This is a genomic window from Luteimonas sp. RIT-PG2_3 (assembly GCF_054902115.1).
Genome location: NZ_JBUBPF010000011.1, coordinates 1 through 23,174, shown reverse-complemented (window position 1 = coordinate 23,174; position 23,174 = coordinate 1). Strand labels below are relative to the sequence as shown.

Sequence of the window (23,174 nt, the reverse complement as noted above, 5' to 3'; positions counted from 1 at the left end):
TGGCGATGCGGTCGCGCCAGCATCGCCTGCGCAATGCCGCCGCCGAGTCCGCGCAGTTCCGGCTGCGCGCGCTGATCGGCTTCGGCGTGGTGCTGTGCGCGCTCGCGGTGTTGTCGCTGTGGTACTTCAAGCTGCAGGTCATCGACCATGACGACTATGCGCGCCGTTCCGAGGCCAATCGCATCAAGCCGCGGCCGGTGGTCCCCGGGCGCGGGCTGATCTACGACCGCAAGGGCCGGCTGCTGGCCGAGAACGTGCCGGCCTACCGGCTCGACGTGACCCCCGACGAAGCCGGCAACGTCCCCGCGATGCTAGCCGAGCTGGGCAAGGTGATCCCGTTGCCGGCCGACGAACTCGCGCGCTTCGAGCGCGAGCGCAAGGGCAGCCGCGGTTTCAAGGCGATCACGCTGAAGCTGCGCGTCAGCGATGAAGAGGTCGCGCGGTTCGCCGTCGACCGCTGGCGCTTCCCGGGCGTCGAGATCGTGCCCTATCTCAACCGCCGCTATCTGTACGGCGAACTGCTGGCGCACGTGGTCGGCTATGTCGGGCGCACCGACGAGTCCGACGTCGCGCGCTTCGGCCAGGGCCACCTGCTGTACCCGCAGACCGGGCGCACCGGGCTGGAGCGCTATTACGACGAGGCCCTGCGCGGGCGCATCGGCTACGAACAGGTCGAGACCAATGTCGAAGGCCGCGCGCTGCGCAGCGTCGGCATGGTGCCGGCGCAGGCCGGGACCGACCTGCGGCTGAGCCTCGACATCGACCTGCAGCGCGCGATGGTGCTGGCCTTCGGCGAGATGCATGGCTCGGCGGTCGCCGTCGATCCCGCCACCGGCGCCGTGCTCGGCATGGTCAGCCTGCCCAGTTTCGACGCCAACCTGTTCGTCAACGGCATCTCGCATACCGACTACCGTCGCTTGATGGACGACCCGGCGCGTCCGCTGTTCAACCGCAACGTGCTCGGCGGTGGCCCGCCGGGTTCGACGATCAAGCCCCTGGTCGCGCTGGCCGGCGTCGACAGCGGCCTGCGCACGCCCGAGGACAAGGTGTTCTCGACCGGCGAGTTCTTCATCCCGGGGCAGCGACGCGGCTATCGTGATGCCGGGCGCGGTGGCGGCTGGGTCGACCTGCGCGATTCGATCTCGCGTTCGGTCAACTACTACTATTACAAGCTCGCCTACGAGATGGGCATCCGCCGCTTCGACGAGTACATGACAAAGTACGGGTTCGGCCAGACCACCGGCCTGGACCTGATCGGCGAGACCGCAGGCGTGGTGCCGTCGCCGGCCTACAAGGCATCGCGGACCAAGGAACCCTGGTATCCGGGCGAAACCGTGATCGCCGGCATCGGCCAGGGCTACTGGGTCGCGACCGCGCTGCAGCTCGCGCGCGGCACCGCGGCGATCGCCAATGGCGGCAACCTGCATCCGCTGTCGCTGGCGGCCCAGCGCCGCGATGGCTTCGACCAGCCCTGGCAGGCGATCGCGCGGCCGACCGGGCCGCGCATCACTGACCGCCCCGACCATCTGCTGGCCGTCCAGGAAGGCATGATCAACACCATCCATGGCCGTGGCACCGGCACGGCGATGGCGCGTGGCGCCGAGTACCGCATGGCCGGCAAGACCGGCACCGCGCAGCGCGTCAGCCGCCGCGGCAATGCCAGCATGGATCCGCGCAGCCTGCCGTACCATCTGCGCCACCAGGCCCTGTTTGTCGGGTATGCGCCCGCCGAGCAGCCGACCATCGCGATCGCGGTCATCGTCGAGCACGGCGGCTATGGCGGTAGCACCGCCGCGCCGATCGCACGCAAGATCTTCGATGCCTGGGTGCTCGGCAAGGTGCCGGGCGAGGAAGAAGGCGAGCCCGTCATCGGCCCGCAGGGTGTGGACGCCGAGCCCGATGAGGAGGCCAATGGCACTACGGTCCCGGGCGCCAACTTCGACAACGTCGTGACCGGTGCTGCCCCCGGCGCTGCGGCACCCACCGCTGCGGTCGACACCGGTCCTGCCGCGGCACCGGCCGCTCCCACGCCGACGGAACCGCGCCGATGAACATCATCCTGCGCTGGCTCGCCGACATGTTCGGGCGCCTGACCCGCACCGTCGACTGGCCGCTGCTGGCGGCGCTGGTCGCGCTGATGGCGATCGGCCTGGCCGTGCTGCACAGCGCCGGCAACCAGAACCCGGCGCTGGTGATCTCGCAGGGCGCGCGCTATGGCGTCGGCCTGGGCGCGATGTGGGTGCTGTCGCGACTGAGCGTGCTGCAGTTGCGGCGGGTCACGCCGGCGGCCTATGCAGTCTCGCTGCTGCCGCTGATCGTCGTGCTGTTCATCGGCACCGGGCGCAGCGGCGCGCACTGGATCAACCTGGGCGTGTTCTATTTCCAGCCGGCCGAGCTGATGAAGCTGAGCCTGCCGATGATGGCGGCCTGGTATCTCAACCTGGGCGCGCTACCGCCGCGGCTGCCCAACATCCTCGGTGCCGCCGCGATCATCGCGCTGCCGACCGGCCTGATCCTGCTGCAGCCCGATTTCGGCACCGCGATGCTGGTGGCCTCGGGCGGGGCGTTCGCGCTGTACCTGGCCGGCCTGTCGTGGTGGTGGTTCATCGGCGGCGCGGTCGCTGCGGTCGTCAGCGCACCGCTGGGCTGGTTCTTCTATTTGCAGCAGTACCAGAAGGACCGCGTGCTGGCGTTCCTGGACCCCGAGCGCGATCCGCTCGGCACCGGCTGGAACATCATCCAGTCCAAGATCGCGATCGGCTCCGGCGGCTTCACCGGGCAGGGCTGGGGCAAGGGCACGCAGTCGCACCTGAACTACGTGCCCGAGCACACTACCGACTTCATTTTCGCGGTGCTCAGCGAGGAGTTCGGCTGGGTCGGCGTCGCCGTGGTGCTGCTGCTGTACCTGTTCATCATCGGTCGCTGCCTGTGGATCGCCAGCGAAGCGCGCGACGGATTCTCGCGATTGCTGGCCGGCAGCCTGGGATTGGCGCTGTTCGTCTATGTCATCGTCAATGGCGGCATGGTGTCGGGCATGTTGCCGGTGGTCGGCGTGCCGATGCCGCTGCTGAGTTTCGGCGGCACCGCGGCGGTCTCGCTGCTGGCCGGCATGGGCGTGGTGATGGCGGTGCAGGCCGGCAACGAGACGCGCAGGCGCTGAGCCCGCTGCAACGCAGGCATAACCACGGACCGCGAACGGGTACCGGGCCCCGGACGTGCGTGCTAACCTCGCGCCCGATGATTCGACGCCCAAACGCACGCTTGATGAGCTGCCTGCTGCCGATCGCGCTGACTGCATGCGCGACGCAGGCCACCTCCACCGAACACACCGTGACAGCTGCCGGCACGGCCGACGCGGCGCCGGCGGCGGACGCCGCCAGCGCGAGCGTCGCGCAGCCATCGACGCTGCTTCCCAAGTTGCCGCAGCCGCCGGAACGCCCGGTCGCGCCGGCCGCGGTCACCGATCCGGCCATTCCGCGCGAGCAGCGCATCGAAGCCTTCGTCGAATACACCGCCAGCACCTATGGCGTCGATCGCCAACGCATCCGTGCGGTGCTGGCGCAGGCGCAGTACAAGCAGCCGATCATCGATGCGATGAACCGGCCCGCCGAGGCGGTCAGGCAGTGGCATGAGTACCGCCCGATCTTCATCAACGATGCCCGCATCGAAGGCGGCCGCACGTTCTACCGGCAGAACCGCGATGCGCTCGAGCGCGTCTCCGCCGAGACCGGCGTGCCGGCCGAGTACATGGTCGCGATCATCGGTGTCGAAACCAGCTACGGCCGCGTGACCGGCAACTACCGCGTCATCGATGCGCTGTACACGCTGGCCTTCGATTTCCCGCGCCGCGCTCCGTTCTTTGCCGGCGAGCTGGCGCAGCTGTTCGCGCTGGAGAAGGCCGAGCCGCAGCTCGACATCGTCGCGCTCAAGGGCAGTTATGCCGGCGCGATGGGGCTGGGGCAGTTCATGCCGTCGAGCTACCGGCTGTGGGCGAAGGACGGCGACGGCGATGGCCGACGCGATCTGCTGACCCACCTGCCGGACGTGTTCGCTTCGATCGCCAACTACTTTGTCGTGCATGGCTGGCAGCGCGGCGGCCCGGTGGTCGGTCGTGCCGGGCGCGACGAAGGCGCCGCCGAATTCAAGCCCGAGACCGTCGATCCGGTGTACCCGCTGGCCGACCTGGCCGCACGCGGCTATCGCCCGCTGGCCGGCGAGCCGCAGGCTGAGGGCGCGACCCTGCTGACGCTCGAAGGCGTCTCCGGGACCGAGTACTGGCTGGCGTACCGCAATTTCTACGTGATCACCCGCTACAACCGCTCGCCGATGTATTCGCTGTCGGTGCACCAGTTGGCGCAGTCGATCCGTGCAGGGGTCGGAGCAGCCTCGCCGTGATCCGGCGGCTCGCCCTCGCGGCGCTGTCACTGGCGATGCTGTCATTGCTGGCCGCCTGCGGCAGCCAGCCCCGGAAGAGCGAGGCCCCTGCCAGCGCAGGCCCGCCAGCGTCGGCACCCGCACGCCACGGGCATACGCCCGCCAGGGGCACGCCCCGGGTGTCGCCGTATGCGCCCGCGCAGGAAGACCTGTCCAAGCGCGGCGACTATGTCGCCGGCGGCCTGTACGCGCCGGGCGTCAAGGACAGCGTGCCCAGCTACATCCCCGACGTCGATGCGATCCCCGAGCCCGAGGTGGTGCAACTGCCGCGCTCGGCCTACGGCAACCGCTCGCCGTACCAGGTCCTGGGGCGCTCGTACCACGTGCTCGACGACCATGCCGATTTCGTCGAGACCGGCACCGCCTCGTATTACGGCAGCAAGTTCCATGGTCGCCGCACCTCCAACCAGGAGGTGTACGACATGTACGCCTTCACCGCCGCGCACAAGTCGCTGCCGCTGCCGAGCTTTGCGCGGGTGACCAACCTCGACAACGGCAAGTCGGTGATCGTGCGCGTCAACGATCGCGGTCCATTCCACGAGGGTCGCGTCGTCGACCTGAGCTATGCCGCGGCGGTCAAACTGGGCATCCACCAGCGCGGCACCGGTCGCGTCGAAGTGCGCGCGCTGCATCCGGGCGATGCCGGGGCGATGCCCCAGGTCGCTGCCGCTGCCGCGCCGTCCACGCCGAGCGGCATGGATGGCCTGGTGCGTTCGCTGCCTGCGCAGGCGCCCGCAGCCGCGACACCGACGCTGCAGGCCGCGGCCTTGGCCGCCGCGCCTGCTGCCGCGGCATCGACCCGCGTCGCCGACCAGCCGGGCTACGGCAGCGAGGAAAACCGTTTCCGCCTGGTCCAGGACGGCCGCGTGCGCAGCGCCGACGAGTTCGATACTTGGATGAAGGCGCGCCGCGATCGCTACGACGCCTACCAGCAGGCGCATGGCAACGGCGCCGCGCCGACGGCCACTGCGCCGGCTGCAGCGAAGCCGATCCCGGCTGCCGCCGTCGCCACCCGTGCCGCGCCGGCAGCCTTGCCGTCCGGGCAAGGCGGCCTGCAGTTGCAGGTTGGCGTGTTCTCGGTGCGTGCCAATGCCGAGCGGGCGCTGGCGCAGTTGCAGGCGGCAGGCATCGCGGCGGCGTCGCTGCACGATGGCATGTCCGGCGGCAAGCCGGTCTGGCGCCTGCGCGTGGGGCCGGTGGCATCGCATGCCGTCGCCGAGCTGTCGTCGCGCGTGGCGGGCCTGGGCCTGGGCACACCGCAGATCGTGCGCGAGTAGAGGCGCGGGTAGACTGGGCGCAAGCGCGCCACCCGCACGTGTTTTGCTGGATTTTCCGCCATTCTTTCTGATGCAGGCCCGGAGCGGCCGCGAACCGGAGTACCGCCGTCGATGAAACCATCCGTTGTCCTCAGCCGACTGTTGCTGGCCGCCGCAGCCACCACGGTCATTGGCATGGCCCTGGCGCAACAGCCGGCCCCCGCGCCTGCCGCCAAGCCCGCCGCCGCGCCGGCCGCGCTGAGCGATCAGTTGCCGGTGCCGGGCGCCCCCGAGGTCGTGGGCACGTCGTGGCTGGTCATGGACTACGCTACCGGTCAGATCATCGCCGGCCACAAGGTCGACGAGCGCGTCGAGCCGGCCAGCATCACCAAGGTCATGACCAGCTACGTCATCGCCGCTGAACTGGCCGCCGGCAAGATCAAGCCCGACGACCAGGTGATGATGAGCGAGAACGCCTGGCGCAAGGGTGGGGCCGGAACCGATGGCAGCTACAGCGGCTTCCCGGTCAACCAGACCGCCAAGCTGCTGGACATGGAAATCGGCATGGTCGTGCAGTCCGGCAACGATGCCGCGATCGCACTGGCCGAGCACACCGCCGGCAGCGAGGAAGCGTTCGCGCAGCTGATGAACGCCTATGCCAAGCGCATCGGCATGAAGAACAGCAACTTCGTCAATGCCAGCGGCCTGTCGGCGCCGGACCATTACTCGACCGCGCGCGACCTGGCTTTGCTGGGGCGCGCGATGGTGCGCGACTACCCCGAGGAATACGCGCACAACAAGATCAAGGAATTCACGGTCGGCCCGATCACCCAGCACAACCGCAACCGGTTGCTGTGGCGCGACGATGCCGTCGACGGCATCAAGACCGGCCACCATTCCGGCGCCGGTTACTGCCTGCTGGCCTCGGCCCTGCGCGGCGAGCAGCGCCTGATCTCGGTGGTCATGGGGTCGACCAGCGAAGCGCAGCGCGCGACCGATTCGATGGCGCTGCTGAACTGGGGCTTCCGCTTCTACGAAACCCACAAGCTCTATGACGTCGGTGCCGTGGTCGCGTCGCAGAAACTCTGGAAGGGCCAGGTCAACGAGATCAAGCTGGGCGTCGCCGAGCCGCTGCTGGTCAGCACGCCGCGCGGCAAGTACGAGCAGCTCAAGCCGTCGATGGACATCCCGAAGGTGCTGGAAGCGCCGATCACCAAGGGCCAGGAGATCGGCACGGTGCGCGTCACGCTGGATGGCAAGGTCATCGCCGAGCGCCCACTGGTCGCGTTGGAGGCGGTCGAGCAGGCCGGCTTCTTCAAGCGCCTGTGGCACGAATTCCTGATGTGGTGGGAATCGGACTGAGCCTTGCCGTCACCGGGCGCCCTGCCTCAACGCGGGTGCCCTGGATGCAAAAGCGAAGGGCCGGCAATGCCGGCCCTTTGCATGTCGGGTCGCCGTCAGGCGGACCTCAGAACCTGTCCACGATCTTGCTGCGCTTGCCATCTGGCGCGCGTGCGGTGCTCGGTTGCTCATGTACCTGCACGTACACTGCGCTTTCTGCGCTCCGCCACGCACCACCTGGCTGCGCTCGCGACAGATCGTGAAAGGTTCTCAGCGCGACAGTTCCAGCAGTGTCGAGTTCACCCAGCCCTTGTTGCCAAGCTCGTCCTCGGCTTCCCACATCGTGCCTTCCTTGTTGCCGGTCGGGTACAGCATCATCCCCGGGTCGAGGTCGCGGACCGCACCGCCGCTGCCATTGGCGTTCTTCAGCAGGCGACCGGCCTTGGTCATGGTGACGGCCTGGTGGGTGTTGGCCGCCGACGCATCTGCCGGCAGGCCGCCGAGTTGGGCGACCAGGTCGGTATAGGCCTGCAGGTAGGCCAGGGCGAGCACCTGGCCGATCTCGGTGTTGCTGTAACCCGACGCGCCGGCCGCGCCCCAGCCGCTGCCGCCCCAGAAGTTGCCGCTGCCGCCCCAGCCGAGGTCGGTCTTGGTGGCATGGCCTTCGGTCATCGCGACCTGCTCCGACGAGCGCACGTCGGTGACGGTCAGCACCACATCGGCGGTCTTCTTGGTCAGGTTGATGCCGCCGGCAAGGCGGCCGAGGTTGGCGTTGCGGCTACCGAGCAGGCCGCCGAGCATCGCGCCGACGGCATTGCCGCCCGCGTTCGAATTCTGCGAGACCAGGTCGGGCACCAGCACGTAGTCGGCCGCACGCACCTGGCCGCGTCCGATATTGGAGCCGCGGCGCAGGTCGCCACCGGAGGCGAGTTCCCGTTCGGCCTGCATCGCGGCCATGCCGCGGCCGCGGTCGACCAGGGTGAAGCAGCGCGAACGCTGCACGTACATCTTGATCAGCGCTGCCGGGGAGGCCAGTTGCTGTCCGGTCCACCAGTTGGTGCTTTCCGGTTCGAGCACCGCGATCGCGCCCAGCGGCTGCGCGCACGTGGGGATCTCGGCGGTCTTCTCCTGCCGCTCCTGCTGCGCGGTCTGGCGGCGCTGTGCGTCGGCGGCCGGGCTGGCCAGCGAGGCCGCTGCGCCGCAGAGCAGGCCGAGCGTGATGGCGTTGATCTTCAAGTTCATGTGCATGGTCCCGATGCTCACGGTCGGTGCCGCCGGTGGCGTCCGTGCCGAAGGTTGTAGAAGAGGGCGAAAAACAGGCTCCCATACCTGTTGCAGCGGATTCTAAGGGCGTGGCGATGACCAGACAAAGTTCGCGCGCCGCCGCCGATGCGCGACATGGGTTTAATAACACATGGCGCGCCCATAACCTGTTGATCCGGCGTGGATTCTGGCGCCGTTGGCAGGTGGAGTGGGCGAGGCCTCGGACCCTGGCGATCTGTGACGTGCGACCGGGTGTTCGCGCGTGCGTCCTCCGGGCGATCGCCCTCCGTGCACGCCATACAGGTGCGGGCATGGCCGCGCACCCGTATCGCGGTGCAAGGAGCTTTCGCGATTACGCCGTCAGTCCCATCTGCCAGAAGTCGGCTTCCAGCCGCGAGGCCTGTGCGAACAGCCTGGCGAGTTCGTCGAAGCGCTGTCCGGTCATCGCACGTGCGGCCAGGTCGTCGAGATGCCGGCTCGAGGCGGCCGCCACGTCCTGGTAGGGCTGCCCGGCGTATTCGCCGATCCACTCGCGGTACTTGTGGCCGGCCAGCGCCTCGACGCCGTTTGGTGCCAGCGTGCGTGCGATCTCGGCATAGCCCAGCACGCAGGGTGCCAGCGCGACGTGCAGGTCGAGCAGGTCGCCGGACATGCCGGCATCGAGCACGAAGCGCGTGTAGGCGACCGTGGCCTGGTGCTCGGGCGTCGCTTCGATCTGCGCCGGCGACAGCCCCCAGCGTGCACACAGGCGCACATGCAGGTCGATCTCGACATCCAGGATCGCCGACAACCCGGCCTTGGCCGCGCGCATGTCGGCCAGGTTGCGGCTCTTGTAGGTCGCCAGCGCGTAGGCGCGCGCGAACTGGATCAGGAACAGGTAGTCCTGCACGAGGTAGGTGCGGAACGCGGACTCCGGCAGCGAGCCGTCGCCCATCGCACGCACGAAGGCGTGATCGACGTAGTGTGTCCAGTCGTCGGCGGCGGCCTGTTTCAGGCGATCGAAGAGATCATTCATGACTCAGTCCGCATCGGCATAGGCGGCGTCGAAGAACGCCAGCTCCAGCGCGACAGCACGCTGGAAGAAGTCGCCGGCCAATGCCGCTTCGGCCGGACCGACGCGATCGAGTTCGGCGCGCAGGAAGGCCACGAAATCGCGGAAGTCCGGATTGTCGTGCAGCGTGATCCATTCGGCATGCACGAAGTTGGATGGCAGCGGCTGCGGCGCACGCACGGCCCATTCCAGGTACAGCCATTCGGCGACATTGAGCACGGCCAGCGCGGCAGCATACGAACGTGTCGCCGCGGCCTCGCGCATGATCGCCTGGAAGCCGGCGGTCGGCGCGCTGTCGGGGATCTGCGCGCGCTGCGTGGCGCTGACACCCAGCGCATCGAACGCGCGCAGGAAATACGTGTTCTCCTCGCCACAGACCATGCCGACGAAGCGGCCCAAGTGCAGGCGCGCGTCGAAGCTGTCGGAGGTCGCGATCGCGGCGCCGAGCAGGGTCAGGAAGCTGTCGAGGAAACGATGGTCCTGGACCAGGTAGCCGGCCATGACCCCGTCGGCGATGCTGCCGTCCAGCAATTCGGAGACGAAGCGGTGGCCGACGGCCTGCGACCACGTCGGCTCGCTGGCCTGGCGCAACGTGTCGGTGAAGCGCTCGGTGGGCGAGGATGCCGGGGCGGCATGGGAAGCATGTGTGCTCATGGCGGAGAAGGTTCCTGGAGACGCGCGGGCAGGGGTGCCCGAAGGGGAGGGATGCCGGCACGGCCCTGGCGACAGCGGGGGACGTCGGTGGCGATGGTGGTGGCGACATCGATGGCGCGTGGGGTCAGCCGGTCCGGGCGCGCCGCTGTCCGCGCGGACAGCGCGACGTCGGCGGCGATGCCTGCATGCCTGCACCGGCGGCCATGACATCCGAGCGGCCCGCCGATGCCGGCATTGTCCCCGCTGCCGCCACGGGCGTCCACGCCGTCGCGGGCGACAGGCAACGGCAGGCGGCGAAATGGAGTGTTTTGCGCCCGCCTGCGATCGAGGCTTGGGATTCCCGCCGCGCGCCCCGATAATCCCCTCCATGGACATTACTTCCGACAATCCGGACCACGGCTTCCAGTTCCCGGGCGTGTTCGAAATCACCGCCATGGGCCCCGCCAGCGCCAATCTCGACAGCGAGATCCCGCGCCTGCTCGCTGCGGCGGGCATCCGCGTCGTCGACGAGAGCGTCAGCGCACGGCCTTCCAGCGCCGGCAAATATGTCTCGGTGAAGCTGCATATCCACGCCGAGGATCGCGCCCAGTACGACGCGGCCCATGTCGCGCTGCGTGGCCATCCCGAGGTGAAGTGGACGCTGTAACCGCGACCGATGCGGCCTGCCCCGTGCAGGGCGCGCCCGCAGGCACCGTCGACCGTGCCACGCATGTGCGCGATCTCGGACGGCAGCCCTATGCACCGGTCTGGCGCGCGATGCAGCGCTTCACCGATGCCCGTACTGTCGACACCCCCGATGAACTCTGGGTCGTCGAACACGATCCAGTGTTCACGCTGGGCCAGGCCGGCAAGCCCGAGCACGTGCTGATGGCTGGGGACATCCCGGTGATCCACGTCGATCGCGGCGGCCAGGTGACCTACCACGGCCCCGGCCAGATCGTCGTGTACCCCTTGCTGGACATCAAGCGGCTGAAGGTCGGCGTGCGCGACTACGTCTGCCGGATCGAGCAGGCCATCATCGACACGCTGCTGGAATGGAACATCGCCGGCGTGCGCCGGGCCGGTGCACCCGGCGTCTATGTCGGCGACGCCAAGGTCGCCGCGCTCGGCATCCGCGTACGCAACGGCCGCACCTTCCATGGCCTGGCCTTCAACATCGCGATGGACCTGGGCCCGTTCCAGCGCATCAATCCCTGTGGCTACGCCGGCCTGCAGGTCACCGCGCTGGACGATCTGGGCGGCCCGGCCAGCCTGGACGCGGTCAAGCCGGTGCTGCTGGCCGAGCTGGCCGCGCAGTTCGGCCTCCGGCTCGCGCCCGCCGATGCGGCTCTCCCCTGACTGCTGCCCCTGACGGCCTTGTCCGGGAAACCAGAGACGTTGCCGATGACATCCGGGCCGTTCGACGATTCCCGGGCCAGTCCGCGGCGACAGGTCTACAATGACACCCTGCCTCCAGAGCCCGACGCCATGAGTTCCCCCGCACGCGCCATTCCGTTGCAGGTCGTTTCCACGCTGAGCGACAGCGTCAACAGCAGCGTTGCCGCGTTGAACGCCGCGGCGCAGCCGGAGCGTCTGCAGGAGGGCGTCAAGCAGGTCGCGGCCGACAAGATCGCGCGTTCGCCGGTGCAGTTCGCCGATGCCCCGGTCCTGCGCAAGCCGTCGTGGATCCGCGTGCGCATTCCGTCCAATGGCGCCGTCGCCGCGCTGAAGGCCAAGTTGCGCGAGAACCGCCTGGTCACGGTCTGCGAGGAAGCCAGCTGCCCGAACATCCACGAGTGCTTCAGCCACGGCACCGCGACGTTCATGATCCTGGGCGAGGTCTGCACCCGGCGCTGCTCGTTCTGCGACGTGGCCCATGGCCGCCCGAAGCCGCCCGATGCCAATGAGCCGGTCAGCCTGGCCAACACCATCGCCGACATGGGCCTGAAGTACGTCGTGGTCACCAGCGTCGACCGGGACGACCTGCGCGACGGCGGTGCCCAGCATTTCGTCGACTGCATCGCCAAGATCCGCGAGACCTCGCCGGCCACCCGCATCGAGATCCTGACCCCGGATTTCCGCGGCAAGGGCCGCATGGAGCGCGCGCTGGAGATCCTGGCGCAGAATCCGCCGGACGTGTTCAACCACAACGTCGAGACCGTGCCGGACCTGTACCGCAACGTGCGTCCCGGCGCCGACTACCAGTGGTCGCTGACCCTGCTGCAGAAGTTCAAGGCCCAGCACCCCAACGTGCCGACCAAGTCCGGGATCATGCTCGGCCTCGGCGAGACCATGGAGCAGGTCCAGGGCACGCTGCGCGACCTGCGCGCGCATGACGTCGACATGATCACCATCGGCCAGTACCTGGCGCCCAGCAACCACCACCATCCGGTGCTGCGTTACTGGACGCCCGAGGAATACAAGGCGCTGGAGATCTACGGCATGTCGCTGGGCTTCAGCCACGTCGCCTCAGGCCCGCTGGTACGTTCGTCGTACCACGCCGACCGCCAGGCGATGGAGGCTGGCGTCGCCACCGCGTGAAGGCGGTAGGCTGAGCCTCTGACGTCCCAGGACGGACGCGCAGCGGCGCGACGTCGGCAGATGGGGACGTGTTGATTGGCGTTCGCAGGGCGTTGGCGGGACGTTTTGCGGGCGCTTCCGGCACAGGCTTCTGGCTGCAGGCGCGTTCAGCTTGCGGTGCTGGTCGCCCCTTACAGTGGACCCGGTGGCGCGGATGTGCGCCGTGATGCAACTTTCAGCACTGTCACGGCGTCACATCGGGGCGACATCATCCATGGCGACATGTGTCCCGGTCCGGGTTCGTTTTGTCGTCGGCGATGATGGGCCCGGGACCATACGCTCCAGGTCGCTCCGATCCAGGTTGCCCGTTCCATGTTGACCCGCTCCATGTAGCCTCCATGTTGATCTGATCCATCCGGCCCTCGTGCGGGGGCGTCCAGCAGGAATCGAATCGAAGATGAAAGCCAACCGCGTCCTTTCCGCCTCCCTGATCGCACTGGCGCTGGCAGTGCCGCTGGGCTTGATGGCGCGGGCGGAAACCGAGACCAGCATCCCGTCCACGCCCAGCGCTGACCAGGTGACCACGTCCAAGCTGGTGTTCAACCTGCTGTCCGACAGCCGCTATGCCTATCGGCCCCGGCCACTGGACGCGGCGATGTCGCAGGAAATCTTCAAGCAGTACCTGGATGCGCTCGACGGCAGCAAGCTGTTCTTCTCGGCCGCCGACGTCGAGGGCTTCACGCGCTACAGCGGCCAGATGGGCCAGGCGCTGCGCAGCGGCGAGCTCGAGCCGGCCTACGCGATCTTCGCGACCTACAAGCAGCGCGTCGAACAGCGCGTGGCCTTCGCGCGCGAGTTGCTGAAGCAGGACATCTTCGATTTCACCGGCAACGACCGCTGGGAATACGACCGCGAGGACGCCAAGTGGGCGGCCAGCGGCGCCGAACTCGACGCGCTGTGGCGGCAGTCGGTGCGCAACGACTGGCTGCGCCTGCAGCTGGCGGGCAAGAAGCCCGACGAGATCCGCAGGACGCTCGACCGCCGCTATCTGAACCTGTCCAACACTGTCAGCGCACTCAATGGCGAGGACGCCTTCAGCAGTGTGCTCAACGCCTACACCTCGACCGTCGATCCGCACACCGACTACTTCAATCCGCGCGCGGCCAAGCTGTTCAACCAGAGCATGTCGCTGTCGCTGGAAGGCATCGGCGCGCAGCTGCAGAAGCAGGACGACGTCGTCGTGATCCGCGAGCTGATCGCCGGCGGCCCCGCTGCGCTCAGCGAGAAGTTCAAGCCTGGCGACCGCATCGTCGCCGTCGGCCAGGGCGCCGATGGCGCGATGGAAGACGTCGTGGGCTGGCGCATCGATGATGTCGTCGACAAGATCAAGGGCGCCAAGGGCACCCTGGTGCGGCTGGACGTGGTGCCGGGCGAGGCTACCCTCGACAGCAAGCCGGTGCGGATCACGCTGACCCGTGCACGCGTGCGCCTCGAGGAGCAGGCCGCCAAGTCCGAGATCATCACCGTGCCGGCGCCGACCGAGGGCGCGGCGGTCAAGCGTTTCGGTGTCATCAAGCTGCCGGCGTTCTACCAGGACTTTGAGGGCCGTCGCAGCAAGAATGGCGAGTACGCCTCGGCCACGCGCGACATTTCCAAGCTGCTGGAGCAGTTCAAGACCGACAAGGTCGACGGCGTGGTGCTGGACCTGCGCAACAACGGCGGCGGTTCGTTGAACGAGGCGGTCGAACTGACCGGTCTGTTCATCGACAAGGGCCCGGTGGTGCAGGTGCGCGAATCCGGCGGCCGCGTCAGCGTGGAAAGCGACCGCAACCCGGGCGTGGCCTGGGAAGGTCCGCTGGCGGTGCTGATCAATCGCGGTTCGGCGTCTGCGTCGGAGATCTTTGCCGGCGCGATCCAGGACTATGGCCGCGGCCTGGTCATCGGCGAGACGACGTTCGGCAAGGGCACGGTGCAGAACCTGTTCGACCTCGACCGTTGGCCTGCCAACGAAGGCAAGCGCTTCGGCCAGGTCAAGCTGACGATCGCGCAGTTCTTCCTGCCGGGCGGCAGCAGTACGCAGAACAAGGGCGTGGTGCCGGACATCCATTTCCCGGTGACGGTGGATGCGAGCGAGTTTGGCGAGAGCACCTACGACAACGCGTTGCCGTGGACGCGGATCGCGGCGGTGCCGCACGTGCGTTACGGCAATTTCGCGGCGATGCTGCCGCGCCTGGAGGCGCTGCACGACACCCGCATCGCCAGCGACAAGGAATTCCAGTGGTGGTCCGAGGACGTGGCCGAGTTCCGTGCCGAGCGCGAGCGCAAGTGGGTCTCGTTGAACGAGGCCGAGCGCCGCAGCGAGCGCGACCGTCAGGCTGCCAAGCGTACGGCGCGCCAGGCCGAGCGCAAGCAGTTGGGTCTGGATCTGGATCCTCTGGCCGAGGACAACGATGACGGCCTGCAGGCCAACGAGCGCAACGTGGCGCTGGATGCGGCACGCGAGAAGGCGGCAGAGAAGCGTCCGGATCCGCTGCTGCGCGAGTCGGCGGCGATCCTGGCCGATGCGGTGCGCCTGCTCAACAACGATAAGCAGTTGGCCGCACAGGTGCTGCCGGTGTCGCCGGGTCCGGGGCGCTGGGCGCAGTAAGCGCGCGCACCATCAGACTCAATCAGACGGGGGCGTTATCGCCCCCGTTTTTTTGGCCTTTGCCCAGTGTGTTGATCTCGGATCTGCCCGCTGCTGATTGCGGAGCGCGGGCCATGGATGGCTGACCGAGCCGGGGAGTAATCCCTGGACAGGGCGATGTAGCTTCCGAAGCCGACGAAGCCAAGCCTTTGCCCTCAGTCCCGTTAAAGGTAGAGCTCAAAAGCAGACCGCTGAACCCGGATTTGCAGCACCGTGCCGGGCTGCGGTTGCTCTTCCCTCGGTCAGGGCATCCTGCCCTGACTCGGGCGCACGCCATCCATGGCGTGCTCGACGCAGCCTCCGCCCGACCCGCCACTGCCGGCGAGCGTCACGATTGCGGCCTCGGCAGGTCTAGCGGGCCCTCTCCATCGAAGACCTCGGCTTATCCGCCCTCAGTGCGCCGCCTCGGCCGGGGATTGCGGAGAGCGGGCCCGCGGCGGCGAGTCAGCCATGGGTGAGCAGGGACTGCTTGCGCGGCATGCCGCGTAGCCCATGCGAACGCCCGGCGTGCTGCGCCGGGCCGGACCGGGCCGCGTAGTGGCGAGGGCTGACCGAGCCGAGGAGTAATCCCTGGACGGGGCGACGCGGCCTCCGGAGCCGATGAAGCCAAGCCCTTGCTCTTACCTCTGAGAAAAGCAGGACTTAAAAGCAGATTCGTTGAGCCCGGACTTGCAGCGACGGGTCGGGCTGCGGCTGCTCTTCCCTCGGTCAGGGCGTCCTGCCCTGACTCGGGCGCACGCCATCCATGGCGTGCTCCACGCAGCCTCCGCCCGACCCGCCACTGCCGCGCGTGTCAGGAATGCGGCTTCGGTGGCGTATCTACGCATGCATCCCATCGAAGACCTCGGCCCATCCGACGTCAGTGCGTCGCCTCGGCCGGCGATTGCAGAGAGCCGGTCATGCATGGCTGACAGAGCCGAGCAGCCATCCATGGACAGGGTGACATGTCGGATCCAGCCTCATGCGTGGCTGGCCCGATCACAATGGCCGCACGACCCGCCTGCAATGTCGGCAAAAAACCACGTCAAACCACACGTATCGGCATCACTTTGTTCCGGTGCGACCGTGGCCTGCGTGTCGGGTGCAGGAGTAGAATGCCTGCACGCGCCGCGTCGCTGTTCCAGGCCGTCGCGCTTCCTGCGCTGTAGCCCTGCGTTATTTCCCTGACTGGTTTCCCACGATGCGCGCTGCCAACGCGTCGCACGCTCCGCATTCCGCATCTCCGCTGGCCATCGCCTCCGCGCTGGCTGCGGTGTATGTCATCTGGGGCTCGACCTATCTCGCGATCCGATTCGCCCTCGAAGGTGGCTACCCGCCGCTGCTGATGGCGGGCGGACGGTTCCTCATTGCCGGTGGCCTGATGTATGCCTTACTGCGCTGGCGCAAGATCGCCGCGCCGACCCCGGTGCAGTGGCGCAACGTCGCGTTCATGGGCCTGCTGCTGCTTGGCTTCGGCAACGGCATGGTCTGCATCGCCGAACAGACCGTGTCGTCCGGCCTGGCCGCAGTCGCGGTCGCGTCGGCGCCGCTGTGGATGGGGCTGTTCTCCGCGATGCGCGGCGAACATCCGCGCCGGCTCGAATGGATCGGCCTCGGCATCGGCTTCATTGGTGTGCTGTGGCTCAACGCCGGCAGCAGCCTGACCGCGACACCGGTTGGCCTGGTGGCCTTGCTGATCGCGCCGCTGGCGTGGTCGTTCGGCTCGATCTGGAGCCGCGGGCGCGACCTGCCGTCACCGTTCATGACCGCGGCCACGCAGATGCTGTGCGGTGGCGTCTTCATGCTGGTGGCCGGTCTTGTCTTCGGCGAACGCATCGACGACATGCCCACGATGCGCGCGACGCTGTCGGTGGGTTACCTGGCCAGTTTTGGATCGATCATCGGCTTCACCGCCTACATCTGGCTGCTGCACAACGTCCGGCCCACGCTGGCCAGCAGCTATGCCTACGTCAATCCAGTGATCGCAGTCGTGCTCGGCGTCTGGCTGGCTGCCGAACGCTTCAGTGCGCACGATTTCGGCGCGATGGCGGTGGTGCTGCTCGGTGTCGTCGCGATCACGCTGGCAAAGGCCAAGAAGGCACCGCTGCCGGCCCCCGTCGCCGACGGGGAGACCACGCCATGAGCGGCGGCAGGAGCCAGCAACCGCAGGCAACACCGGCCGAAGTCAGGGCAGGGCTGTGGATCGCCATTGCGACCTTCATCGTCTGGGGCGTGATGCCGATGTACTGGCACGCGCTGGGCGACGTGCCGCCGTTGCAGATCGTGCTGCATCGCGCCGTCTGGTGCGCCCTGCTGGTTAGCGCCTGGCTCACGATCAGCAAGGGGCGGGGCTGGTTGCGCGCCGTGCTGTCGCAGCCGCGCCTGGCCGGCATGCTGGCGATCTCCGGCACCCTGATCGCGTTCAACTGGAGCCTGTACGTCTGGTCGGTCAGTACCGGCCACGTCGTCGAGGCCAGCCTAGGCTACTTCATCAATCCGCTGCTCAACGTCGTCATCGGCGTGCTGTTCCTGCGCGAGCGGCTGTCGCGTCCGCAATGGGTCGCCGTGGTCATGGCCGCGGTCGGCGTGCTGTGGCTGACGCTGAGCTACGGCTCGTTCCCGTGGATCGCATTGTCGCTGGCGCTGTCGTTCGCGTTCTACGGACTGATCCGCAAGTTTGCCGCCGTGGATCCGGTGACCGGTCTCGGCGTCGAGAACCTGATCGTGTTCCTGCCTGCGCTGGGCTTCCTGATCTGGACCGAAACCCATGGTGGCGGCGGATTCTTCTCGCTGCGCTGGGGCGGCTGGAACGATGCGATGCTGGTGCTGGGCGGCGCGTTGACCGCGATCCCGCTGATCGGCTTCTCGTACGCGGTGCGCCGCGTGTCGCTGACCGTCGTCGGCGTGCTGCAGTACATGTCGCCGACGATCCAGCTGCTGCTGGGCGTGTTTTTCTTCGGCGAGGCCTTCGGTCCCGATCGCGCGATCGGCTTCGGCTTCATCTGGGCCGGGCTGGCGGTATTCGCCGCCGACGGCATCCTGGCATCGCGCCGGCGGATCGTCGCGCAGCAGGCTTGAACGGCAGGCTCAAGGCCAGCGCTACCGGATGCGCGACGGCCATGCGGCGCGTCGCGATGCGAGGATCAGTCGGTCGCCATCGGCGATGCCGATCAGGATAGCCCGTCGGCGATGCTGGTCAGGATTGCGGGCAGGGCGCGCCGGCATCGGCCCATTGCGCGAACGCGGCGACGAACTGCGCATGCGGGACCGGCACCGGTGTGCGATTGCCGCCCGGCTCCCAGCCCCACAGGACCAGGGCATCCTCGCGGACATGCTTGAGCATGGCGTCGAGGTCGCGATCGCCGTTGCGCTTGCGGTCCTGGAGGATCTCGCACAGCTCCTTCGGCGACACACCGATCCAGGCCATCTTCTGGTCGGCCGGCGGCAACTGCCAATGCGGTGCGCCCGGTGGGGCATGCGGTCCGTAGCTGGCCGGTGCGTTGGCTTCGCCATGGCAGGCGCTGCAGGGTTGTCCGGGCGCGCCCTTGCCGTCCTTTCCGCGCACGACCAGCATCGCGTGCGGCGTCTGTGCGTCGAACTGCAGCGGGCTGTCGCCGGGAATATGGCAATTGCTGCAGCGTGGATGCTGCAGCACCTGCTCGACGGTGGCGAATGCGGTCAGCGCCTGCGCCTGCTGTTCCGGCGAAATGCGCGACCCGCAGGCGGCCAGCAGACCGCAGGTGGCGAGCGTGAGGATCGAAGCGGCCTTGCGTGTGGTGTTCATGCGCGTCTGCGTCCCCATCTGCCGGCTGGTCATCGTGTGCTTCTCGGGGTGCTTCCTGTTGCCGGGCGCTGTCTGCCGGCTCATGACGACACCGCCGTCGTCCCGGTGAGTTGCAGCGGCAGTTCGCGCAGGCGCTGTCCGGTCAGTGCGAACACCGCGTTGGCCACCGCTGGCGCGATCGGCGGCGTGCCGGGTTCGCCGACGCCGCCCATTTTTCCGGTGCTGGGCACGATATGGACTTCGACGCGCGGCATCTCCGGCAGGCGCAGCACGCGGTAGTCGTGGTAGTTCGATTCCTGCACGCGGCCCTCCTTCAGCGTCAGCCTGGAATACAGCGCGGCCGCCAGTCCGAACGCGATGCCCGATTCCATCTGCGCCGCGATCGCGCCCGGATTGACCGCCGGGCCACAGTCGATCGCGCAGACCACGCGATGCACGCGGATCGCACCGGCCTCGACCGAGACCTCGGCGACCTGCGCCACGAAACTGCCGAATGACTCATGCACGGCGATGCCGTGTCCGCGCCCCTGGGCGGCCGGCGTGCCCCAGCCGAACTTCTCTGCCGCCAGGTTCAGCGCGGCCAGATGGCGAGGGTGTTCCTTCAGCAGCAGGCGCCGGTAGGCCAGCGGATCCTGGCCGGCGGCATGCGCGAGCTCGTCGACCAGGCTTTCCATCACGAAGCCGTTGTAACTGTGCCCGACCGAGCGCCACCACAGCACCGGGATCCCGGTCTGCGGCGAATGCAGGCCCACGCGGTGCGCAGGCGTGCCCAGCACATACGGCGAATCGGAGACGCCCTCGACCGAGGTCGTATCGATGCCGCCCTTGACCATCATCGCTTCCATGAAGGTGCCGGCCATGATCGACTGCCCGACCAGCACCTGCCGCCACGCCACCGGAAGTCCGCTGCCGTCGAGCCCGACCGTCGCCTTCTGCACGAAGGCCGACCGGTAATAGCCGCCGCGGGTATCGTCCTCACGCGTCCAGACCGTCTTGACCGGCAGGCCCGCGGCCTTGGCGACTTCCACCGCTTCACTGACGACATCCGACTGCGGCGTCGCGCGGCGTCCGAACGCACCACCGAGGAATGGCGTGTGGATGCTGACGCGTTCGGGTGGCAGGCCGGTGATGCGTGCGGCGTTGTTCTGGTCGAGGGTCGGGAACTGCGTGCCGCACCAGATCTCGCAGCCTTCGTCGCTGATCCTGACCGTGCAGTTCAAAGGTTCCATCGCCGCATGCGCCAGGTAGGGCACGGCGTATTCGGCCTCGACCGTGCGCACGGCCTTGGCCATCGCGCCATCCACGTCGCCCGCCTGCACCGCTGCTGCGCCCGGCGTCGCGGCCAGGCGCGCGAATTCGGCGCGCATCGTCGCGCTGTCGAGCGTTGCGTGTTCGCCCGGTGCCCAGTCGACGACCAGGGCGTCGCGGCCGAGCTTGGCGGCCCAGTAATGGTCGGCGACCACGGCCACGCCCGTCGGCACCTGCACCACCTTGCGCACGCCCGCGATCTTCAGCGCGGCCGCGGGATCGAAACTGGCGACCTTGCCGCCGAACACCGGCGCGCGCGCGACCAGCGCGGTCATCAGGCCTTCGAACTGCACGTCCATGCCGAACTTCGCGCGGCCGCTGATTTTCTCCGGGGTGTCGAGGCGCTGCGTGCTCTTGCCGATCAGTTTCCAGTCGCGCGGATCGCGCAGCGTCAACGTGGCGGGATCGGGCGGCGTCAGCTTGCCGGCGGCATCGGCCAGCGCGCCGTAACGCAGGCGCTGCGTGCCGGCGATGGCTTCGCCGCGTTCGGTGCGGATGTCGGCGACGGGCACGCCGAACTCGGCCGCGGCCGCCTGCACCAGCATCGCGCGGGCGACGGCGCCAGCCTGCCGGTAGCGGTCGAACTCCGACCAGGTGGTCGTCGAGCCGCCGGTGCCCTGCATGCCGAACACCGGGCTGGTGTAGGCCTTGTCGGCCGGCCCGTGTTCGACGCGGATGCGCGACCAGTCGGCATCGAGCTCCTCGGCGATCAGCATCGGCAACGTGGTCCAGATGCCCTGGCCCATTTCGGCATGCGCCAGCAGCACGGTGATGCTGTCGTCGCTGGCGATGCGCAGGAAGGCGTTGGGGACGAAGGCCGCGGCGGCGGCGCCCTGCGTCGCTTGCGCGTGGGCCAGGCGCTTCATGCCCGGGATGGCGAACGCGATCACCAGTCCGCCGCCGGCCAGGGCGCTGGTGCGGAGGAAGTCGCGGCGGGAAACCTTGCTTGCGCTGGTCACGGGGTGGGCTCCGTCGAATGGCGAGGGTGCCCCGGCCTGCGCCGGGACGCGGGCGGTCAGGCCTTGCCGAGCTCGGCGGCGCGATGCACGGCGGCACGCACGCGCTGGTAGGTTCCGCAGCGGCAGATGTTGCCGGCGAGCGCGTGATCGATATCGACATCGGTCGGCGACGGCACCTGCGCGAGCAGCGCGACCGCCGACATGATCTGCCCGGACTGGCAATAGCCGCACTGCACCACGTCGAGTTCGGCCCAGGCCTGCTGTACCGGGTGGTCGCCGTTGGCCGACAGGCCTTCGATGGTGGTGATCTTGCTGCCTTCGACCGCCGAGACCGGGGTCACGCAGGCGCGGCGCGGCTCGCCATCGACGTGGACGGTGCAGGCGCCGCACTGGGCGATGCCACATCCGAACTTGGTGCCGGTCAGCCCCATCAGGTCGCGCAGGACCCAGAGCAGCGGCATGTCCGGTGGCGCGTCGATGTCGCGCTCGGATCCGTTGACGTGCAGTTTCATCGTCTCTCCCTGGCGGCGGCTGGGGATCTTCAATGTAGTCGCGTCGCTACGGGATTGCCAGACGCGGGGCGGGGCACCTGATCAGCGGCGAGCAGGAACACTGGCGCCAGCCGCTCAGGCGATCGCCAGCGGATTGGCGCAGTAGGTGGGCGGCATGCCCGCCGTGATGGCGCCGGCCGGGTTGCCGCCGCCATGGCCGACCCTGCCATGCCCGGTGCTGTCGAGCCAGTCGATGACCGTCGGGCCCAGCAGGTCCAGTCGCATCGGCAGGCTGATGTGGTCCTCGCCGTGGACTTCCAGGTAATGCGCGCGCGGCGCGGCGGCGGCCAGCGCGCGGCCATGTGCGACCGGCACGTGGCGGTCCTGGTCGCCGTGGATCAGCAGCACGCAGGCCGGGACCTGGGCCAGCGCACCGCCGACGTCGACGCCGTCCAGCGGCAGGGCCAGCGTATCGCTGGCGCTGGAGATCGCGGTTTCCAGCGCCTGCGCATCGAAGCGCCAGCGCATCAGCCGCAGGCTGAACTGCTGCACCAGGGTCTCCGGCGCGCTGTCGAGCATGTGCGGGACCATGTCGCGGATCGCATGCCCGGCATTCTCGAACGACTCCATCGCGATCACGCCCTGGACCTCGTCACCGAGTGCGCGCGCGCTGAAGATCGCGGTCGCCGCACCGTAGGACACGCCCATGACATGCAGCGGCCCGCTGATCTCGCCGCGGGCACGCAGTGCCGCCACGACCTCGACGATGTCCTCGGACTCGCGCGTGCCATAGCCTGCCGGGGCCGCGCCGGAACGGCCGTGGTTGCGCAGGTCGATGCTGACCGTGCGATAGCCCGCCTGCGCCAGTTGCAGCGCCCAGGGCAGCAGCGAGCTGCCGTCCATCATCCAGCCGTGCAACAGCAGCACGGTGCCGCGCGGCGCATTGACCGGGGCGCCGGGCGCGGCGAAGTCGAGCGTGAAGTCCATGCGGCCGCGTGGCGTGCCATCGGGCTGGTAGTGATAGTCGAGCCGGTAGTCGCCGGGATCGATGACGCGCCAGAACATCGGCACGCCGGCGCGGGTGACGACCTGGCCGTCGCGATGTGGCAGCTGGGTCAAGGCCTGCGCGACGCGCCCGGCCTGCAGCAACGGCGAGGCGCCACCGGGCGCGACCAGCCGCCCGCTCAGCGAGGCGGTCGGACCGGGCCACGAAAAGCCGGCCAGCAGCAGGCAGGCACAGCACACCAGCATCACGCGCAGCATCGGAGGCGGTCCGGAGGAAGGAAGAGGGTCGCGCAGCGTAGGGCGCGGGCCGGCGCGGGACTACCGCATCTGCATGACAATCCGGTGACAACCGACATCAAGCGGCCGTGCGACGACTGCATGAGCATGCGGAAACGGCACCATCGGCCTCACTTTCGGTACTGGCGCCGTCGCGCAGGCATGCCGACATGACCGTTTGCCGGTCA

Annotated in this window: 18 protein-coding genes; 11 read left to right on the top strand and 7 right to left on the bottom strand. The window is 68.6% G+C overall.

What is annotated here, in order from left to right:
- Positions 1-5: 5 nt before the first annotated feature.
- The 5 genes from mrdA to ACYX7E_RS15295 all read left to right on the top strand — a co-directional run bounded on the left by mrdA (position 6) and on the right by ACYX7E_RS15295 (position 7,052).
- Complete coding sequence (mrdA, locus tag ACYX7E_RS15315; RefSeq protein WP_462081571.1) at positions 6-2,051, top strand: penicillin-binding protein 2; 2,046 nt, start codon at positions 6-8, stop codon at positions 2,049-2,051.
- Positions 2,048-3,160 carry a rod shape-determining protein RodA gene (gene rodA, locus ACYX7E_RS15310; protein WP_462081458.1) on the top strand — a complete coding sequence of 371 codons (1,113 nt, stop codon included), beginning with the start codon at positions 2,048-2,050 and terminating at the stop codon, positions 3,158-3,160. The genes mrdA and rodA overlap by 4 nt, the downstream gene beginning before the upstream one ends.
- Before the next feature lie 77 nt (positions 3,161-3,237).
- Positions 3,238-4,395 (top strand): lytic murein transglycosylase B, encoded by a 1,158-nt coding sequence (mltB, locus tag ACYX7E_RS15305; protein WP_462081457.1) that lies wholly within the window; start codon positions 3,238-3,240, stop codon positions 4,393-4,395.
- Between the two features lie 35 nt (positions 4,396-4,430).
- Positions 4,431-5,711 (top strand): septal ring lytic transglycosylase RlpA family protein, encoded by a 1,281-nt coding sequence (locus ACYX7E_RS15300; protein ID WP_462081570.1) that lies wholly within the window; start codon positions 4,431-4,433, stop codon positions 5,709-5,711.
- Between the two features lie 111 nt (positions 5,712-5,822).
- Positions 5,823-7,052, top strand: a complete 1,230-nt coding sequence (locus ACYX7E_RS15295) for a D-alanyl-D-alanine carboxypeptidase family protein (protein WP_462081456.1) — start codon at positions 5,823-5,825, stop codon at positions 7,050-7,052.
- A 249-nt stretch (positions 7,053-7,301) separates the two neighbouring features.
- On the opposite strand, the gene ACYX7E_RS15290 is transcribed toward ACYX7E_RS15295, so the two are convergent.
- The 3 genes from ACYX7E_RS15290 to ACYX7E_RS15280 all read right to left on the bottom strand — a co-directional run bounded on the left by ACYX7E_RS15290 (position 7,302) and on the right by ACYX7E_RS15280 (position 9,999).
- Positions 7,302-8,279, bottom strand: coding sequence for a CsgG/HfaB family protein (locus ACYX7E_RS15290; RefSeq protein ID WP_462081569.1), 978 nt, complete (start codon positions 8,277-8,279; stop codon positions 7,302-7,304).
- Between the two features lie 367 nt (positions 8,280-8,646).
- Positions 8,647-9,309: a thiaminase II gene (gene tenA / locus ACYX7E_RS15285; RefSeq protein ID WP_462081455.1), complete on the bottom strand. Its 663-nt coding sequence runs from the start codon at positions 9,307-9,309 to the stop codon at positions 8,647-8,649.
- Between the two features lie 3 nt (positions 9,310-9,312).
- Positions 9,313-9,999 (bottom strand): TenA family protein, encoded by a 687-nt coding sequence (locus tag ACYX7E_RS15280; protein WP_462081454.1) that lies wholly within the window; start codon positions 9,997-9,999, stop codon positions 9,313-9,315.
- 367 nt (positions 10,000-10,366) lie between these two features.
- Between ACYX7E_RS15280 and ACYX7E_RS15275 the strand changes: the two genes are divergently transcribed.
- The 6 genes from ACYX7E_RS15275 (at position 10,367) to rarD (ending at position 18,241) form a co-directional block, all read left to right on the top strand.
- Entirely contained in the window at positions 10,367-10,645 is a 279-nt protein-coding gene (locus ACYX7E_RS15275; RefSeq protein WP_462081453.1) for a DUF493 family protein, read from the top strand.
- Positions 10,633-11,337, top strand: coding sequence for a lipoyl(octanoyl) transferase LipB (lipB, locus tag ACYX7E_RS15270; protein WP_462081452.1), 705 nt, complete (start codon positions 10,633-10,635; stop codon positions 11,335-11,337). The genes ACYX7E_RS15275 and lipB overlap by 13 nt, the downstream gene beginning before the upstream one ends.
- 129 nt (positions 11,338-11,466) lie before the next feature.
- Positions 11,467-12,519: a lipoyl synthase gene (lipA, locus tag ACYX7E_RS15265; RefSeq protein WP_462081451.1), complete on the top strand. Its 1,053-nt coding sequence runs from the start codon at positions 11,467-11,469 to the stop codon at positions 12,517-12,519.
- A 436-nt stretch (positions 12,520-12,955) separates the two neighbouring features.
- A complete protein-coding gene (locus ACYX7E_RS15260; protein ID WP_462081450.1) occupies positions 12,956-15,145 on the top strand; it encodes a carboxy terminal-processing peptidase in 2,190 nt (729 codons plus the stop codon).
- 1,219 nt (positions 15,146-16,364) lie between these two features.
- Positions 16,365-17,306, top strand: coding sequence for a drug/metabolite exporter YedA (gene yedA / locus ACYX7E_RS15255; RefSeq protein WP_462081449.1), 942 nt, complete (start codon positions 16,365-16,367; stop codon positions 17,304-17,306).
- Positions 17,303-18,241, top strand: coding sequence for an EamA family transporter RarD (gene rarD / locus ACYX7E_RS15250; protein WP_462081448.1), 939 nt, complete (start codon positions 17,303-17,305; stop codon positions 18,239-18,241). The genes yedA and rarD overlap by 4 nt, the downstream gene beginning before the upstream one ends.
- Positions 18,242-18,359: 118 nt before the next feature.
- On the opposite strand, the gene ACYX7E_RS15245 is transcribed toward rarD, so the two are convergent.
- The 4 genes from ACYX7E_RS15245 to ACYX7E_RS15230 form a co-directional block, all read right to left on the bottom strand.
- Positions 18,360-18,947: a hypothetical protein gene (locus ACYX7E_RS15245; protein ID WP_462081447.1), complete on the bottom strand. Its 588-nt coding sequence runs from the start codon at positions 18,945-18,947 to the stop codon at positions 18,360-18,362.
- A gap of 80 nt (positions 18,948-19,027) precedes the next feature.
- Complete coding sequence (locus ACYX7E_RS15240; RefSeq protein WP_462081446.1) at positions 19,028-21,214, bottom strand: xanthine dehydrogenase family protein molybdopterin-binding subunit; 2,187 nt, start codon at positions 21,212-21,214, stop codon at positions 19,028-19,030.
- A gap of 56 nt (positions 21,215-21,270) precedes the next feature.
- On the bottom strand, positions 21,271-21,726 hold the full coding sequence (locus ACYX7E_RS15235) for a (2Fe-2S)-binding protein (protein ID WP_462081445.1): 456 nt from the start codon (positions 21,724-21,726) through the stop codon (positions 21,271-21,273).
- A 114-nt stretch (positions 21,727-21,840) separates the two neighbouring features.
- Positions 21,841-22,968, bottom strand: a complete 1,128-nt coding sequence (locus tag ACYX7E_RS15230) for an alpha/beta fold hydrolase (RefSeq protein ID WP_462081444.1) — start codon at positions 22,966-22,968, stop codon at positions 21,841-21,843.
- Positions 22,969-23,174: the final 206 nt, after the last annotated feature.